General features: G+C 63.8%; 15 protein-coding genes. All 15 read right to left on the reverse strand.

What is annotated here, in order from left to right:
• The coding region (locus AAF604_13270; GenBank protein ID MEM7050629.1) for a VOC family protein at window positions 1-906 on the reverse strand (906 nt) is incomplete at its 3' end.
• A 65-nt stretch (window positions 907-971) separates the two neighbouring features.
• Window positions 972-1,439: a MarR family transcriptional regulator gene (locus AAF604_13275; protein MEM7050630.1), complete on the reverse strand. Its 468-nt coding sequence runs from the start codon at window positions 1,437-1,439 to the stop codon at window positions 972-974.
• Window positions 1,440-1,585: 146 nt separating this feature from the next.
• Complete coding sequence (locus AAF604_13280; GenBank protein ID MEM7050631.1) at window positions 1,586-3,013, reverse strand: alginate export family protein; 1,428 nt, start codon at window positions 3,011-3,013, stop codon at window positions 1,586-1,588.
• Window positions 3,014-3,307: 294 nt separating this feature from the next.
• Window positions 3,308-3,595: a cytochrome C oxidase subunit IV family protein gene (locus AAF604_13285; protein ID MEM7050632.1), complete on the reverse strand. Its 288-nt coding sequence runs from the start codon at window positions 3,593-3,595 to the stop codon at window positions 3,308-3,310.
• Window positions 3,596-3,612: 17 nt separating this feature from the next.
• Entirely contained in the window at window positions 3,613-4,272 is a 660-nt protein-coding gene (locus tag AAF604_13290) for a cytochrome c oxidase subunit 3 family protein (protein ID MEM7050633.1), read from the reverse strand.
• Window positions 4,265-5,881, reverse strand: coding sequence for a cytochrome c oxidase subunit I (ctaD, locus tag AAF604_13295; protein ID MEM7050634.1), 1,617 nt, complete (start codon window positions 5,879-5,881; stop codon window positions 4,265-4,267). The genes AAF604_13290 and ctaD overlap by 8 nt, the downstream gene beginning before the upstream one ends.
• Before the next feature lie 9 nt (window positions 5,882-5,890).
• Window positions 5,891-6,898, reverse strand: coding sequence for a cytochrome c oxidase subunit II (gene coxB / locus AAF604_13300; GenBank protein ID MEM7050635.1), 1,008 nt, complete (start codon window positions 6,896-6,898; stop codon window positions 5,891-5,893).
• Between the two features lies 1 nt (window position 6,899).
• Window positions 6,900-7,760 carry an SCO family protein gene (locus AAF604_13305; GenBank protein ID MEM7050636.1) on the reverse strand — a complete coding sequence of 287 codons (861 nt, stop codon included), beginning with the start codon at window positions 7,758-7,760 and terminating at the stop codon, window positions 6,900-6,902.
• Window positions 7,750-8,277 carry a hypothetical protein gene (locus AAF604_13310; GenBank protein MEM7050637.1) on the reverse strand — a complete coding sequence of 176 codons (528 nt, stop codon included), beginning with the start codon at window positions 8,275-8,277 and terminating at the stop codon, window positions 7,750-7,752. The genes AAF604_13305 and AAF604_13310 overlap by 11 nt, the downstream gene beginning before the upstream one ends.
• Entirely contained in the window at window positions 8,270-9,466 is a 1,197-nt protein-coding gene (locus tag AAF604_13315; protein ID MEM7050638.1) for a hypothetical protein, read from the reverse strand. Before AAF604_13315 ends, AAF604_13310 begins: the two co-directional genes overlap by 8 nt.
• A gap of 11 nt (window positions 9,467-9,477) precedes the next feature.
• Window positions 9,478-10,104, reverse strand: coding sequence for a cytochrome c (locus tag AAF604_13320; GenBank protein ID MEM7050639.1), 627 nt, complete (start codon window positions 10,102-10,104; stop codon window positions 9,478-9,480).
• Window positions 10,094-10,633, reverse strand: a complete 540-nt coding sequence (locus AAF604_13325; protein ID MEM7050640.1) for a DUF3341 domain-containing protein — start codon at window positions 10,631-10,633, stop codon at window positions 10,094-10,096. Before AAF604_13325 ends, AAF604_13320 begins: the two co-directional genes overlap by 11 nt.
• A gap of 9 nt (window positions 10,634-10,642) precedes the next feature.
• Window positions 10,643-12,013, reverse strand: a complete 1,371-nt coding sequence (nrfD, locus tag AAF604_13330) for an NrfD/PsrC family molybdoenzyme membrane anchor subunit (GenBank protein MEM7050641.1) — start codon at window positions 12,011-12,013, stop codon at window positions 10,643-10,645.
• A 3-nt stretch (window positions 12,014-12,016) separates the two neighbouring features.
• Window positions 12,017-15,199: a TAT-variant-translocated molybdopterin oxidoreductase gene (locus AAF604_13335; protein ID MEM7050642.1), complete on the reverse strand. Its 3,183-nt coding sequence runs from the start codon at window positions 15,197-15,199 to the stop codon at window positions 12,017-12,019.
• Window positions 15,200-15,241: 42 nt separating this feature from the next.
• Window positions 15,242-15,892, reverse strand: coding sequence for a cytochrome c3 family protein (locus AAF604_13340; protein ID MEM7050643.1), 651 nt, complete (start codon window positions 15,890-15,892; stop codon window positions 15,242-15,244).
• Between the last annotated feature and the right edge of the window lie 116 nt (window positions 15,893-16,008).

Below are 16,008 nucleotides of genomic sequence, written 5' to 3' on the forward strand. Positions count from 1 at the left end.
CGAGTCCTCCGAGGCGCCACCCTCGGCGAAGTCCACTTCCGGCAGCATCTCCTCGATGCGCCGGCGCTCGCTCTCCAGCCAGGGCGGTAGTTTGAGAGCTCGGCCGAGATCGGCGCGTGCCTCGTCGCGGTGGAAGCCCGGTCCATCGGTCGCGATCTCGAACAGCACGCCGCCCGGCTCGCGGAAATAGATCGACTCGAAGTAGCGCCGGTCCTGAACCGGGGTCACCGACAGACCGCGACCGAGCAGAGCACTCCGCAGCGCGAGCTGAGCCGCCGCATCGGCAGCGCGCCAGGCGACATGGTGGACGCTACCGGCCCCCAGGCGACCACGCTCGACGAGGGGCACGGCGACCAGATCGATCGCCTCTCCCGTCGCGGACTCGAAGCGTCGCCGGTCCTTGCCCTCTTCGATCAGCGACAGGTCGAAGGGAGCGGACGCCAGCATCTCCGAGGTGGGATCGAGGTCACGAACCTGCAAGGTCACGCCGGCGAGGTGCGGCCCGCGCTCCGCCACGCCCTCGACCAGCTCGAGGATCAGACCATCGGGATCGCGCAGACGAACCCCTTCGCGACCAAACCGCTGCCGCGGAGCTTCACGCTCGACCTGGTGGCGATCGAGTCGATCGAGCCAGCCGCCGAGACTGCCCTGCGCCACCGCCAGCGTGACCGTGGTGGTCTCCCCCGAGCCCATCGCGCCGCGTCGCGCCAGAGGCCAGGGAAAGAAGGTCAGCAGGCTGCCGGGCCGACCGGTCGGGTCGCCGAAATAGAAGTGGTAGGTCCCGGGATCATCGAAGTTCACCGTCCGCTTGACCAGACGCAGACCAAGCACCTCGGTATAGAACTCCAGATTTCGCTGCGGCGAAGACGCCATCGCCGTGATGTGGTGCAAACCTCCAACTTTCATGGGTCTTTCCTCATTGTCAGTCATAACGATATTAGTTATAACAAACACTGGATCGATAAAATTCCTCACAGACAGGATCGGGCCGACTCCAGCAGCTGGTTGAGGCGAGCGAGCTCGTCCCGAGAGAGGTGACCGAGGAGGTCCCTCAGCCAATCGTCGACCGGCCCATCGAGATCCTCCAGCACCTCGAGGCCGGTCGCCGTAATGCGCACCATGACGATCCGTCGGTCGGTCTGTGCCCTTTCCCGACGGGCCAGGCCCGAACGCTCCAATCGATCCACCAACCGGGTGACGTCCGGCACCGGCGTCACCATGCGCTTGCCGACCTCGCCGCAGGTCAAGGGCTCCGGCTCGCTGCCGCGCAAGATTCGCAGGACGTTGTACTGGGTGGTGGTGAGACCGCAGGCCTTGAGGCGAACAGCCACCGCCTGCTCGAGCACGCCGGCAGTGCGCAGCAAGGCCAGAAAGACCTCCTCCTCGAGGCTACTGAACGGCTTACTCTGTTGAATCTCCCGCCGCAAGCTATTGCCCACGATTTCTCCCAGATGGGTGTCGAGAGATCACAACCGGAGAGGACCGAAAACATTCCCGAGGCCGCGTGAGACGACGTCCGGAGGCCGCCTCACGAAGGCCAAGATCGGTTCCGGACTCGCCGGTCCAGACCGCGGATCAGCGAGGCTCAGTCGCCGCCGAGCTTGCCGGACCAGGACACCTGGAGGTAAGCCCAGGAGCCGTCGGCCTCCTCCACCAGAATCTCCTCGGCAGCATCGCCACCGAAGAAGAAGCCACCGCCGGCCGCCAACGTGAAGCCCTTGGGTAGCTTGTAGGAAAAGTCGAGATCGAGCTCCGAGCCGATGTTTTCACCGCGGAAGCTACCGCCCCCGGGACGACGGGCGGCAAAGCCCAGGCGGGCTTCGTCGAAGGCCCCGGAACCGCCATACCAGGCGTCGTCGCGATCGACCAGCTCAAAGAGGTGACCGGCGAGGCGCAGCTTCCAGGGTCCACCCGTAGTGACCAGGCCCTCGAGATAGACATCCCGCAGATTCTGGAAGGCGCTGTAGTCGAGGGAGCCGTAGAACTTGTGGTTCGTCGGCAGAAGATTGAAGAAGGTCTCGTGATCGTCACCGGCACCACCGGAAGCCTGCGCCAGACCAGCGCGCAGAGTCCAGGTGACCTTCTCGAGCGCCAGCTTGCGCCCGCCTTCCACCAGGAAAGCAAAGGCCTGGTGATCGCTCACCCCCCAATCACCGCTCTGGAAAGCGCTCCAGATCAACAGGTCGCGATCATCGCCACCCCACAGAGCACTGGCTCCCAAGGTGGTGATCGAGAGCTCACCACCGCTGGCGGCGCGAGCCCCGGGCCGATCGTCTTCGTACTGGATGCCATAGAAGCGCAGCTCGCTGGACGGCAACCAACCGCCGTACTTGCCGGTGACGGTGGCACCGACCACGGTGAGGTCGTCGAGCTGATCGAAGGCGTCCTCGTAGTTGACGCCGCCCGCCAGCGGCCGATAGGCGTAGCCCGCCAGATGCACGGTGTCGCTCTCCCAGAAGGCGGAGAGGCCGTCGTAGCGTCGACCGACGTTGACCCAATCCCAGTTGCCCACCAAGCGTTCCGCCAGCCGCCGCTTCTTGATGCCGTCGAGGTGCTGAACTCCGGTCTTGGTCTCGAATCCCGCCGTCGAGCGCTGACGGCCGGCACGCACCTCGTACTCGTCGCCGACGAAGGCAACGGAAAGCTCGGCCAAACCGAACTGGTCGGGATCGGTCTCACCGCCATTGGCCGCGGTGTAGACCGGTCCGATACCGAAAGCACCGTTCTCCGGCAGACCGAAGCTAGCGGCTCCCTGCAAGACACCGTGGATCTCCACCCGTTCCCAGGCGATGTCGCCCACCAGCCGGAGCCTGCCATTTCCGAAGTCGAAGCTGCGGTCCGCCGCCGGATTACCGGCCGGTGTATCGAACAGCTCGTGGCGCAGACGCAGGGAGTAGGAGAACTCGGTGTCCGGTGCCTCCCCAGCCAGCGGCACCGAAGAGGTGAGCAGCAGCAAGAGGGTCACCGAAAGGGCTCGTCCAAGGAAGCTCGGGGCAGCTAGGTTGCGCAGCATCCGTCTCTCCTTTCCACAGCTCGTGCTGAATCACTGCTGTCAAGATTCCGACACAAGAATCGTATTGGAAAGGGGCGAAATAACCGCCACCCGAGGAGAAAATTCATCCCACCATGTACGCATTAGATTCCCTACCCAGCCGAATAGGTGCGTCACGGGACGTCCCCTTCCAAAGGGTAGAGTGCCTGGCCGCGACGGAGGCTGACAGCCTGGCCGCTCTGTCAACAAAAAACCGGACACCAAAAAGCCCCCTCCTTCGAGGGGGCTTCGGTAAGGCCGGCGCAGGCGCCGCGCTCAGGTCACGAAGCCACGGGTCCAGTAGTCCATCATGATCAGCAGGATCATGACCACAAAGAAGAAGAAGCCCGCTATCACCGTCAGTGCCGTCAGCTTGCCGCTGTACTTGACGTGCATGAAGTACAGGATCACCAACACCGCCTTGGTGACCGCGATGGTCAACATGACGATGTCATTGAAAACGCCGAGATCGACGAAAGCCACCGCCACGGTGACCACCGTGAGCACCATCAGGGCCAGAAAGATGGCCAGATAGACCTTGCGAGAGACCACATGGTGAGACATCAGGATTCTCCTCGCCGTCAGTGGCGCCCGATCAGGTAGAGCAAGGGGAAGAGGAAGATCCAAACGATATCGACAAAGTGCCAATAGAGGCCGAGACACTCCATCGGGTTGTGCCACTCGGGAGTGAACTTCCCCTGCCAGGCCGGAATGATCAGCACGGCCAAGATCGCGATGCCGATCACCATGTGGATCGCATGCAGCCCGGTCATCGCGAAGTAGAGGTTGAAAAACATTTCGGCGCCATCTTGATTGACCGGGTCGCCGTAGGGAGCATGCCAGTCGAAGGTCGCACCGGGAACGTGGTGATGCTCGAACTTGGCGCTGTACTCGATCACCTTGACGCCGAGGAAGACGGATCCCAGGATGATGGTCAACACCAGAAACCAAACCGTCGCCTTGCGCCGCCCCACCTGCGCCGACCAAACCGCCAGTGCCATGGTGAGGCTGCTGCCGATGAGAACCGCCGTATTGAAGGCCCCGAGTCCGATATCGAGGGAGTGGCTGGCTTCGGCGAAGGCCGCGAAGTTGGCGCCCCGGTAGATCAAGTAGGCGCAGAAGAGCACGCCGAAGAACATGATCTCAGTGACCAGGAACAGCCACATGCCGAGGGAGGAAGCCTCCCGCTGCTGATCGAGGTCGTCGAAATGATGCGCCAGCATCGAAGCGGAATCAGACACTTTTCGCCTCCAGGCTCGGGTAGTCGTAGGCCTCGCCGGTCACCACCGGTTGGTGGTGGAAGTTCTCCGTCGGTGGTGGCGATGTGGTTTCCCACTCGAGGCCGTAGGCACCCCAGGGGTTGTCTCCCGCGGCGCGTCCGAAGGCCAGCGAATAGGTCAGATAGAACAGCGGCATGACATAGCCGACGCCCAGCACCGTCGCGCCGGCGGTCGACAGTACGTTGAGCACCTGGAACTCGTCCGGGTAGCTCCAGTAGCGGCGTGGCATGCCGAGGTACCCGAGCACGAACTGCGGGAAGAAGGTGAGGTTGAAACCGATGAAGACCAACCCCGCCGAGAGCTTCGACCAGAACTCGGGATAGAGGCGACCGGTCATCTTGGGCCACCAGAAATGGATACCGCCGAGATAGCCCATGATCGCCCCGCCCACCATGATGTAGTGGAAGTGGGCGACGACGAAGTAGGTGTCGTGGACGTGGACGTCGAAGCCGAGGGTCGCGAGCATGACGCCGGTCAGACCGCCGATGGTGAACAGACCGATGAATCCGAGGGCATAGAGCATCGGCGTCTCGCGCGAGATCGAGCCCTTGAACATGGTCGCAGTCCAGTTGAACACCTTCACCGCCGAGGGCACGCCGACCAGCATCGAGAGCACCGAGAACACCAAGCCGGCGTAGACCGATTGGCCGCTGACGAAGAGGTGGTGGCCCCACACCAGGAAGCCGAGGATGGCGATGGCGATGGAGGCGAAGGCCACGAAGTGGTAGCCGAAGACCTTCTGCCGCGCAAAGGCCGAGATGATCTCGCTGATCACTCCCATGGACGGCAGGATCATGATGTAGACCGCCGGGTGGGAATAGAACCAGAACAGGTGCTGGAACAAGATCGGGTCGCCGCCCAGGGCGGGATCGAAGATGCCGAGATGGAGCGAGCGTTCCGCCGCCAGCAAGGCCAAGGTGATGGCGATCACCGGCGTTCCGAGCATGATGATCAGGCTGGTGGCGTAGTGCCCCCAGATGAACAGGGGCAAGCGGAACCAGGTCAGCCCCGGGGCACGCATCCGGTGGATGGTGACGATGAAATTGAGCCCCGTGAAGATCGATGAGAAGCCGTTGATGAACAGGCCCACCACCGTCAAGACCACATAGCTATTGGAATAGGTGGTCGAGAACGGCGTGTAGAAGGTCCAGCCGGTATCGACGCCGCCCATGAAGATCGCGCCGAGGGTGATGATGCCGGCGAGGTTGTAGACGTACCAGCTGGCGAGGTTGATCTTCGGAAAGGCGAGGTCCTTGGCACCGACCATCAAGGGCACCAGGAAGTTGCCCAACACCGCCGGGATCGACGGAATCAGGAAGAAGAAGATCATCACCACGCCATGCATGGTGAACATGCGGTTGTAGGTGTCCGCCTCCATCAAGTCGCCGGCGGGAGTGAGGAGCTCCAGGCGGACGGCGAAAGCGAACAGACCACCGAGGATGAAGAAGAAGGTGATCGAGATCATGTAGAGGATCGCGATCCGCTTGTGGTCCTTGGTCAGCAACCAGGACTTGAGGCTAAAGCCGTTGGTCAGATAGTTGCTACCGAGTTCAGCTGCGTGAGTGCTCATGACGTCTCTCTAGCCCGCATTGGAAGCGTTGGGGGGAGCGACAACGTTCTGCTGCGCCGTCTGGGGCACCTCGAGGGACTTGATGTAGTCGATCAAGGCGTTGATCTGCTCTTCGGTCACCTGCCCCTTGAAGGTCGGCATGATCGGCTGCCAGCCAGCCACGATCTGCGACTGAGGATTGATGATCGAGTTGCGGATATAGCTCTCGTCGGCGACCACCGTGCTACCGCTGACGAGGGTCCGTTCGGTACCGAAGACGCCCTCGAGATGAGGTCCACGGGCCAATCGAATCCCGTCATCGATCTGATCCGCGCCCTGGTGGCAAGTCGAGCAGCTCAGCTGGTCGAAGAGCTCGGCGCCGGAGACCTGTACCGGCGGACCGGTATCGCCGGTCGCCAGCCAGGTCTCGTAATCCTCCGGCGTCAGGGCGTAGACGCTACCGATCATCACCGAGTGTTCAGTGCCGCAGAACTCGGCGCAGAACAGATGATATCTGCCCGGCTCGGTGGCCTCGAACCAGACCGTCGAGTAACGACCGGGGACGACATCCTTCTTGACCCGGAATGCCGGTACGTAGAAGGAGTGAATGACATCCTCGGAGGTCATCGTCAGCTTGATCGGACGGCCGACGGGGATGTGGAGATCGTTGATCTCGCGCACCCCTTCGGGATGCTGAAACTTCCACATCCACTGCTTGCCGACGGCGAAGTAGCTGTCAGCGTCCGCCGGCGTACGCGACGCTTCGAAGAAGACCTGGGCGCCCCAGCCGAACATCACCAGCGTGATCACCAGCGGGATGCCGGACCAGGTGAGCTCCAGGGGGAGCGTCTTGAGGTCGCCGGCGGAGCCGTACTGATGACCGGCACGGCGCCGAAAGCTGATGAAGAAGGTGGTGATCAGGGCGGCGATGAAGAAGAAAAAGAACAGGCTGATACCCACCCACACGAAGTAGAGGGCATCGACATCCCGCGCGATGGTCGAAGCAGCTCGAGGAAACAGGGGAAAATCCGACCACATGCTAGGCGGTCCTCAGGTCGGTGACAGACTTGGATTTCTCGCGCCGCACCATCACGACGATGAAGGTCACGAGAATCGCCACCGTCAGCAGGCCGGCGATGCGCACGATGTTCATCGTGACGGCGGTGTAGCGGCCGGTGACGGCGTCGTAGTGGAAGCAGTAGAGAAGAATCTGGTCGATGGGATTGCCAATGGTGCCGCTGCCGGCCTCGACGAAGCCGAGACGGAGGTCCTTGGGCGGATAGTCGATGCCGAAGAAATAGCGCGCGATCTCACCGTCTGGCGTATTGAGAATCAACCCGGCGGCGTGGGCGAACTCGCCGCGCTCTTCGTCCCAGGTGTAGCGAAAGCCCACCGCCTCGGCGACCCGACGAATCGACTCTTCGTCGCCGGTCAGGAAATGCCACCCCTGCTCGGTGTTGATCCGACCATAGCGCTGGATCGCGCGCTGCCGGGCCTCGGCGGCGAGCTCAGGGCCCTCGCTCGGGTCGAAGCCGACCACCACCATCTCGTAGTCGGCGCCGATATTGAAGGCGAGGGCCTTGAGGCTGCGGGCGACACCATCGAGGGTCATCGGGCACAGCATCGGGCAGTCGAAGTAGACCAGGGTCAGGGCCACCGGCTTGTCGCCGAAGAAGTCGCCCAACACCACCGGGTTCCCGGTGCTGTCGAGGAAGGGCGCATCGAGCGGCAGCTGGCCGCCGAGGTTCTGGTCGAAGCCGACCTCGCGCAGCGGTGCCGGCAGATCCGAAGCGGCGGCATCGAGGCCCATCGGAGCCGGCCCCATCGGCGCGTAGGCCTGAGCGAAGGCTCCGCTGGCGAGCAGGAAAGCGACGGCGAAGGCGGCGAGTCTAGCCATCATCGGCCTCTTCTTCCGGAGCGGCATCGTCGGCCTCGTCTTCCGAGGCGGCGTCGACCACCTCGGCGGTCGGTTCCGAGAAGCTGCCGAGCTGCCCCTGGGCCGCCATCTCGAGAGCCCGGTCGATCGGAATACGCACCGTCCCGGCGGCCTCATCGACCCAGCCGTAGCTGTCGAGGACCTCCTCCTCGTAAACCCGCAGAACGTCGATCTCGTGCCCTTCCACCAGCTCGAGATTGGGCCCCGGTGGCAGGGCGACGTGGTCCGGCAGGATGAGCGTCGGACGGGACGGCACCCGCATCGCTTCGCGAGCCTGCTCGTCGGCCAGGGCCGCTTCCACGCGCCGCATCTCCATCGGCGTCATCGGCGCCTGATCCTCGGCGAGACCATCGCGCAAGACATCCCCGAGGAGCCACATCAGAGCCGCCGCCACCACAGTGATGATGACCGTGCCGGCGGCGGTCCACAGGATGCCACCCAGCGTCAGCTCCGCATCCGGATCCTGAGAGTGATCAGCCATCGGCGGGCTCCTTGAGGTAAGGATCGTTGTAGGGCAGGAGAGGTCGTCTTCGCACGAAGTGGACGAAGGTGGCGAGCCAGAGTCCACCGACGGCGAGCGGTGCGGCGAGGTCGAGCCAGTGAACCACCGGCCCCTTCTTGAGATAGCTCGGCACCGTCTGCATGAAGATGTCGAACCAGCACATCACCAGCAGGAAGGCGGCGACCACCGCCAGCAGGCGAGTGTTGCGCTTGACATCGCGCGACAGCAGCAGCGCGAAGGGCACGAAGAAGTGCAGTACGAAGAGGGAGACGGCGAAAGGTCCCCAGCCGTTGCGCAGGCGGTGGAAGTACCACTCCGTCTCCTCGAGCTGGTTTCCGGACCAGATGATCAGGAACTGCGAGAAGGTGAAGTAGGCCCACAGCATGACGAAGGCCAGCATCAGCTTGCCCCAGTCGTGGAAATGACTGCGATCGACGTAGCGCGACAGCGGCTCCGCACGCTGCAACCGATTCATCAGGATGACCGTGAAGCAGAGTGCCCCCAGGCCCATGGCGGCGATGAACCAGACGCCGTAGAGGGTCGAGAACCAGGCCGGCTCGATCGACATCAGCCAGTCGAAGGCGGCGACGGTGATCGAGAAGACGAAGAGCACCAGTCCGGGGGCCGCCACCACCCGCATCTTGCGCGACAAGCGAACGTTGCCGGTGCTGTCTTGGCGATTCGACAGGCGGGTGAGCAAAAAGGCCAGACCGAGCCAGACGGCGAAGACGATGAAGTAGCGCAGGGTCACCGCCGACGGGTTGAGCCAGGGCTCCTTGTGGTGCAGCAGGTGCACCAGCTCCGGCGGCGCCTTCTCCGGCGTCGCCCAGATGTAGAGCGAGCTGAAGCCGCCGAAGACGATCGGCAAACCGAGGAAGAAGAGCGCCACGATGGACTGGGCGGCCGCTTCATAGATGCGCCGGGCGAGCAGGCCCCAGGTCCCCTGGGTGAGGTGCTGGATCATGCAGAAACCCAAGCAACCGAGGGGAATCGAGAGCACGAAGAACCAACCCACCAAGTAGGAGCGGTAGAACTGAGGGCTGTCCGAGAAAAAGCCCAGGAGGCAGCCGGCGGCCGCCAGGCCACCGATGACGAGCGCCAGCCGCTGAAGCCCCCCGAGGTCCGCAGGCGCCTGATAGAAGGCCGGCTCGGGTCGTTGCGTAGCCATCGAATCGCTCATCAGTGTGCACTCGCTCCGTGATCAGAATCGTGCTCGTCGGCCGGCGCCGCGAGAGCTTCTTCGAAGGCCCGGCGCTCGGCGGCCGGCAGCCCTTCCAACGACATGCCCTGGCTCTGCTGCAAGACGCGCAGAAAGGCGGTGATGGCCCAGCGATCCTCGGCCGTGATCTGACTGCGGTAGCTCGGCATGCGGCCGAAGCCCTCGCTGATCACGCTAAAGAAATAGCCGTCCGGCATGTCCCGCAGACGCTGCTCGTGAAAGGAGCTCGGTACCGGGTAGCCGCGCTGCACGATCACGCCGTTGCCTTCGCCGGTCATGCCGTGACAGGGCGAGCAGAAGACCGCATAACGCTGCTGACCGCGCTTGAGCATGGCGGCGTCGACCGGTCGCGGGATCCGATCCACGGCCTGGCCGTCAGCGTCGACGCCGAACCAGAAGGCGCGGTCATCGCGCAGGAAGCCGCGAGCGATGGTGTTCGCCGGCAGCGGCCGCGCCGAAGCACCGTCGTCGAAGAAGTCGCTCTTTTCGAGCGGCTCGTACTTCGCCTGGTCGAACATCCCCTGGCGGCAGCCGAAGGAGCCGACGAGGACGAGGGCCAGCAACAGAGTCGTCGCTCTACTCTTCAACGTCAGACACCTCGATGGGATTCAAGCCCTGCAGGAAGGACTTCGTACCGGCGTGATCGAACTGCTCGTCGGCAGACTCGATCAACAGGAAAAAGCCCTCGCTGGACGCCTTTTTGCGAAACGACTCGACATTGAAGACCGGGTGGTAAGGCTGCGGCAGCTTGTTGAGCAAAATCATCCCCAGCAGGCCGGAGATGGCGGCCAGCAGAATGGTGCACTCGAAGGTCACCACCACCCAGCCCGGCCAGGCGCCGAAGGGGCGGCCGCCGACGATCATCGGATAGTGGATGACGCTGCTCCAGTACTGCAGCGTCAGACCACCGAGACCGCCGCAGATGCCACCGGTCAAAACCACCGCCGGCACCCAGGAGCGCTTGTGCTCGAGAGCCTCCCACAGGGCCTCCACCGGGTAAGGCGTGAAGGCGTCGACCAGGCGATACCCCGCCTTGTGCGTCCTGCGGGCCGCCTCCGTGAGCGTCTCCGGGTTCGGGAACTCGGCCATCAGGCCGTAGAGCTGATCGCTGCTCATGGTGCCGCCTCAGTGATGGGATTTCTCATGCGCCAGATGCCGCACCTCGAAGATCGAGATCACCGGCAGGAAGCGAATGAACAAGAAGATCAGAGTCATGAAGAGACCGATGGTGCCGACGTAGACCGCCCAGTCCCAGCGCGTGCCCGCATAGACGTCCCAGGACGATGGCAGGAAGTCGCGCGACAGGCTGACCACCACGATGATGTAGCGCTCCAGCCACATGCCGACGTTGATCGCCATCGAGATCAGCCACAGGATCCACGGCGAGGTGCGCACCTTCTTGATCCACAGGAACTGCGGAATGACGATGTTGCACACCCAGAGCATCATGTACTGGAAGGCGAAAGGACCGAAGAAGCGGTTCTTCACCATGTACCACTCGTAGGTGTTGCCGCTGTACCAAGCGACGAAGATCTCGACGATGTAGCCGTAGGCCACGATCAAGCCGGTGGTCAGCATGACCTTGGCCATCGCCTGCAGATGACGATCGGTGATGAAGTTGTGCAGGCCGAAGAGCGGCCGCAGGGGCAGCATCAGAGTGAACACCATGGCGAAGCCCGCGAACACCGCTCCAGCGACGAAGTAGGGCGGGAACACGGTGGTGTGCCAACCCGGCACGATGCTGATGGCGAAGTCGAAGCTGACCACCGTGTGCACCGAGAGCACCAGCGGCGTCGACAGGCCGGCGAGCAGGAGGTAGAGGGACTCGTAGTTCTGCCAGTGCTTGGAGGAGCCCCGCCAGCCGAGGGAGAAGATCCCCGCCAGGCGCTTGATCCAGATGTTCTTGGCGCGATCACGCAGCGAGGCGAGGTCCGGGATCAGGCCGGTGAACCAGAACAGCAGCGAGACGGTGGCGTAGGTCGAGACCGCGAACACGTCCCAGATCAACGGGCTCTGGAACTGCGGCCAGAGGCTCATCTGGTTGGGATAGGGCATCAACCAGTAGAACAGCCAGGGGCGCCCCAAGTGGAGAATCGGGAACATCCCGGCGCAGGCCACGGCGAACAGCGTCATGGCCTCGGCGAAGCGGTTGATGGAGGTTCGCCAGTCCTGCCGGAAGAGCAGCAGAATCGCCGAGATCAGGGTACCGGCGTGACCGATGCCGATCCACCAGACGAAGTTGATGATGGCGAAACCCCAAGCCACCGGAATGTTCAGGCCCCAGATCCCGGTGCCCTCGGTAACCAGCTTGGCAGCGGCCATCAAGAACAGCATCAAGAGGGCGAAGCTCGCCGCCAGGCCCACCAACCACCAAGGCTTGGTGGTACCGAAGATCGGCCGCGTGATGTCGTCCGTCACCGATCCCGGCGTGTGCTCGCCGGTAATGACCGGCGGGACACCGGGCTCGATCAGGGGTCGAGGATCCATCGTCGCCATGGTCTAGGTCCTCTCCAGCTTGGGGTTGGGGTTGGTGACCCTCGCCAGATAGGTCGTCCGCGGGCGCGTGTTGAGCTCTTCGAGCAGGCCGTAGTTGAGGGGCAGGTTCTTCCAAGCCGTCACCCCCGCGGTCTCGTCGTTGATGTTGCCGAAGCGGATCGCCTTCGTCGAGCAGGCCTGCTGGCAAGCGGTGAGCAAATCCTCGTCGGTGACGCTGCGCTGCTCCACCTTGGCCGCGATGCGGGCCTTGTTGAGGCGCTGCACGCAGTAGGAGCACTTCTCCATCACGCCGCGGTTGCGCACCGTGACGTTGGGGTTGCGCCCCAGCTTGAGGCTCTCGGTGGTGATGTCCGAGTACTGCAAGAAGTTGAAGCGCCGCACCTTGTAGGGGCAGTTGTTGGAGCAGTACCGGGTCCCGACGCAACGGTTGTAAACCATGTCGTTGAGACCTTCCGGACTGTGCACCGTCGCCGCCACCGGGCAGACCACCTCGCAGGGCGCCTGCTCGCAGTGCTGGCACGACACCGGCTGCTGGTAGACCTCGGGGTTGTCGAGGTCACCGGAGTAGTAGCGGTCGATGCGCAGCCAGTGCATCTCGCGCGCCTTGAGGACCTGGTCCTTGCCCACCACCGCAATGTTGTTCTCCGCCTGGCAGGCGATGACGCAGGCTCCGCAGCCGAGACAGCTGTTGAGGTCGATCGCCATACCCCAGGCGTAGCGACTCTTGTGAGGCGGGTACATCGACTGCTCAACGGTCGGACGATGGACCTTGTGCTTGGCGAAATCGGCGTGATGGTAGTACTCGTCGAGGGTCGCCGTGCGCACCAGATGACGGCCCTCCATGCTGCCGTGGTCCTGGGTCGAAGCCAGCTCGTAGGTTCCCGACGCCTTGCGCAGGGTCACCGGGCAGGTCCACAGATGAGCGCTTTGCCGGATGGCGTAGGTGTTGAATCCGGTACCCGCACCGACCCGCCCGAGGCCCTTGCCGCCGTAGCCGAAGTGCAGCGTCGCGGCACCCGCCGGAATCCCCGGCTGGATCCACACCGCGACCCCCGAGAGGGTGCGCTCGCCGACCGTCAGGTCGACGCGATCGTTGTTGTTCAAGCCGAGGCTCTCGGCGGTGCTCGGACCGATCAGGAAGGCATTGTCCCAGGTCAGCTTGGTGAGCGGCTTGGGACATTCCTGCAACCAGCCGTTGTTGACGAAACGACCGTCCCAGATGGTCGGGTCCGGGCGCAGGCTGAGCTCGAGATCCCCCACCGGGGTGGTGGCGGCAGAGCTCGAGGCGTTGGCGATGGCGGCCGGCGCGACGGCCAAGGCGACCGCCGGCGCTTCCGTATCGGCAACGAAGCCATCGTGGACCGCCCGGCGCCAGGCATCTTCATCGAGGCCCTGTTCCTCCCAGTAGGTCCGCACCGAGTCGTAGTCGGTGGCGTCGGTCCGTCCCGCCAGCATCGAAACGATCTGTCCCGCCGACTTACAGGGCCAGTAGAGGGGCTCGATCAGGGGCTGCGCCAGGGTGGCGATTCCGTCGTAAGAGCGCGCATCGGCCCAGGTCTCGAGAAAGTGCAGCTCGGGCACGTGCCAGCGGCAGCGATTCGAGGTCTCGTTCTCATAGGGGCCGAGGTAGATCGCCTCCGTCGCCTTCAGGAGGGCATCACCGAAGCCCAGCTCGGCCGGCGCATCGAACACCGGATTGCCACCGAGAATCACCACTAAGTCGGCACGACCGGAGTTCATCGAGTCGACCAGATCGGCGAGATCGGAAATCTGCTCGACCGGATTGGCGTCGATCGTCTCGCTGAAGGAGATGGCGCTGCTACCAAGCGCCTCGTTGATGGCGAAGGCCAACACCTGCAGCGCCGGATCGGCATAGCGACCGGCGACCACCAGGGCGGCCTTGCCAGCCGCTTTCAAGTCCTCGGCGATCACGGTGATCATCTCTTCGGCCGCAGCCGGCGCCGAGTCCGTCGCCCCCGCCACACCGACGCGGGCCGCCAGGGCGGCGGCGGCGCGGGTGAGGTCCGCCGGCGTCAGAGGCAGGCGGTGATCGGCGAGCGTCGAAGACGACGTCGGAGACGCTTCGAGGGCATAGAAGCGCGCCATTTTGCGCTCCCCCGCCTTGGGACCGGGAGCGCCGCCATCGTGGTCTTCGACGGCCGCATGGTCGGAGGCCTCGCCGTGCGCTTCCTGCCCGCCGTGATCATCGCCGGATCCGTGGCCGTCATCACCATGGTCGCCACCGTGACCGTGGCCGCCCGAAACGTTCTTGACGCTTTCGGGATCGATCTCCCAGATGCGGCGCCGTTCACCGAACTGGCCGGCGTAGCGCAGACTTCCTGGACCGCGGGTGAGGAAGTCGGAGTCGAGGGTCACCAGGACATCGACCTGCGACAGGTCGTAGCGCACCTCGACGGGTCGCCCGAAGGCCTGACGCTGGGCCTCCGACGCCGGATGCGCCGACGCCGGCTCCCAGCAGTGCCAGCGCGCCTGCGGCATCTTCTCGCGCAGCTGGTCGAACTGCTTGGCGAGGGTCGGCGAGGAGACCTTGCCGGTCAGGACGTGCAGCCCGGCACCGCCGAGGGCGGCCATCGCCTCGAGTCGCGGCTGGAGGTCCGCGACCATGGCGTCCCAGGTCCGCGGCCGGCCAGAGTCCTTGAGTTGCTGCGATCGATCGGGATCGTAGAGGTCGAGCAGCTTGGCCTGCGAATAGGCGTCCGAGGCTCCCAAGCTCGCCGGATGCTGAGGATTGCCCTCGAGCTTGGTCGGCCGACCGGTGTGACTCTCCGCCAACAGCGACGCGGCGTAGCCGCCGAGAGAGGTCATGGTGGCGAACTTGAGCGCCGTGCCCGGCTTGACCTCGGGAGGTTGCCGAACGTAAGGCACGATCTTCTCGCTCGGCTGCTTGACGCAGCCGGTGAGACCACCGAGGGCGAGGGAGGCGCTCATCAGCTGCAGGAACCGGCGCCGACTGGTGGCGCCGCCGGCCCACTCGCTGGCCTGCCGCGGGAACTCGCGGAACACCAGCTCACGGAACTCCTCCGTGTCGGCGAGCTGATCGAGGCTGCGCCAGAACTGGCGCCCCTCGGCCTTTTCCAAGCGCTCGCGGATCTCGGTCAGGTCGACTCGAGGCGCAGCGATGCTGGGCGGCTCCTCTTGCTCCTTCAAGATCTTCAGGATATCCATGCCTTCAGTACCCTCTCCATGTCGTCCGTTGCCGACGACGACCTAGTAATGGCACGCGGAGCAATTAGTGACGCTCTGAATCTCATATTCTTCGACCAGTTGTGGCCCAAGCTCGGACTGCGGAATCGGCGGAACCCAACCGAAGGTGTAGATCTCTTCCCGCGGCCGAACGTGCTGCGCCGGATCGCGGTGGCAGTCGAGGCACCAGGCCATGGTCAGCGATTCGGCCTGAATCATCAGCGGCATCTCGTCGACGCGGCCATGGCAGGACTCACAGCCGATGCCCTTGGCGATGTGCACGCTGTGGTTGAAGTACACGTAGTCGGGCGTATCGTGGAGGCGCTCCCACTCGATCGGAATGCCGCTGCGATAGGACTCGCGGAGCGGCTCGAGCAGCTCGGCATTGGTCCAGATCTCTTTGTGGCAATTCATGCAGGTTTCGGTCGGGGGAATCCCCGCGAAGGCCGACTCTTCGACGGTCGTGTGGCAGTAGAGGCAGTGGATGCCGAGGCCCTTGAAGTGATGATCGTGGGAGAAGGGCACCGGCTGGCTGATGACCACATCCTCACCGGTGACATAGCCCGACGTACTGATCGTCGCACCAGCCCACACCAATCCGGCGAGAGTTCCCAACCCCAAGACGATGCTTACCCGCGCGAGGGCATTCGCACTCTTGTGGAAGATTTGCGGCATCCGTTAGTGCTCCCGTCAAACAAGCCACACTTCGCAGGACGAAGCGGCCTATATCAAGAGGGCTTTGTGAAAAATTTCACAAGCCTGTTGAGATCCTATCGAGACAGAGACTATGA

The sequence above is a fragment of the Acidobacteriota bacterium genome, assembly GCA_039028635.1.
Taxonomy (GTDB): domain Bacteria; phylum Acidobacteriota; class Thermoanaerobaculia; order Multivoradales; family JBCCEF01; genus JBCCEF01.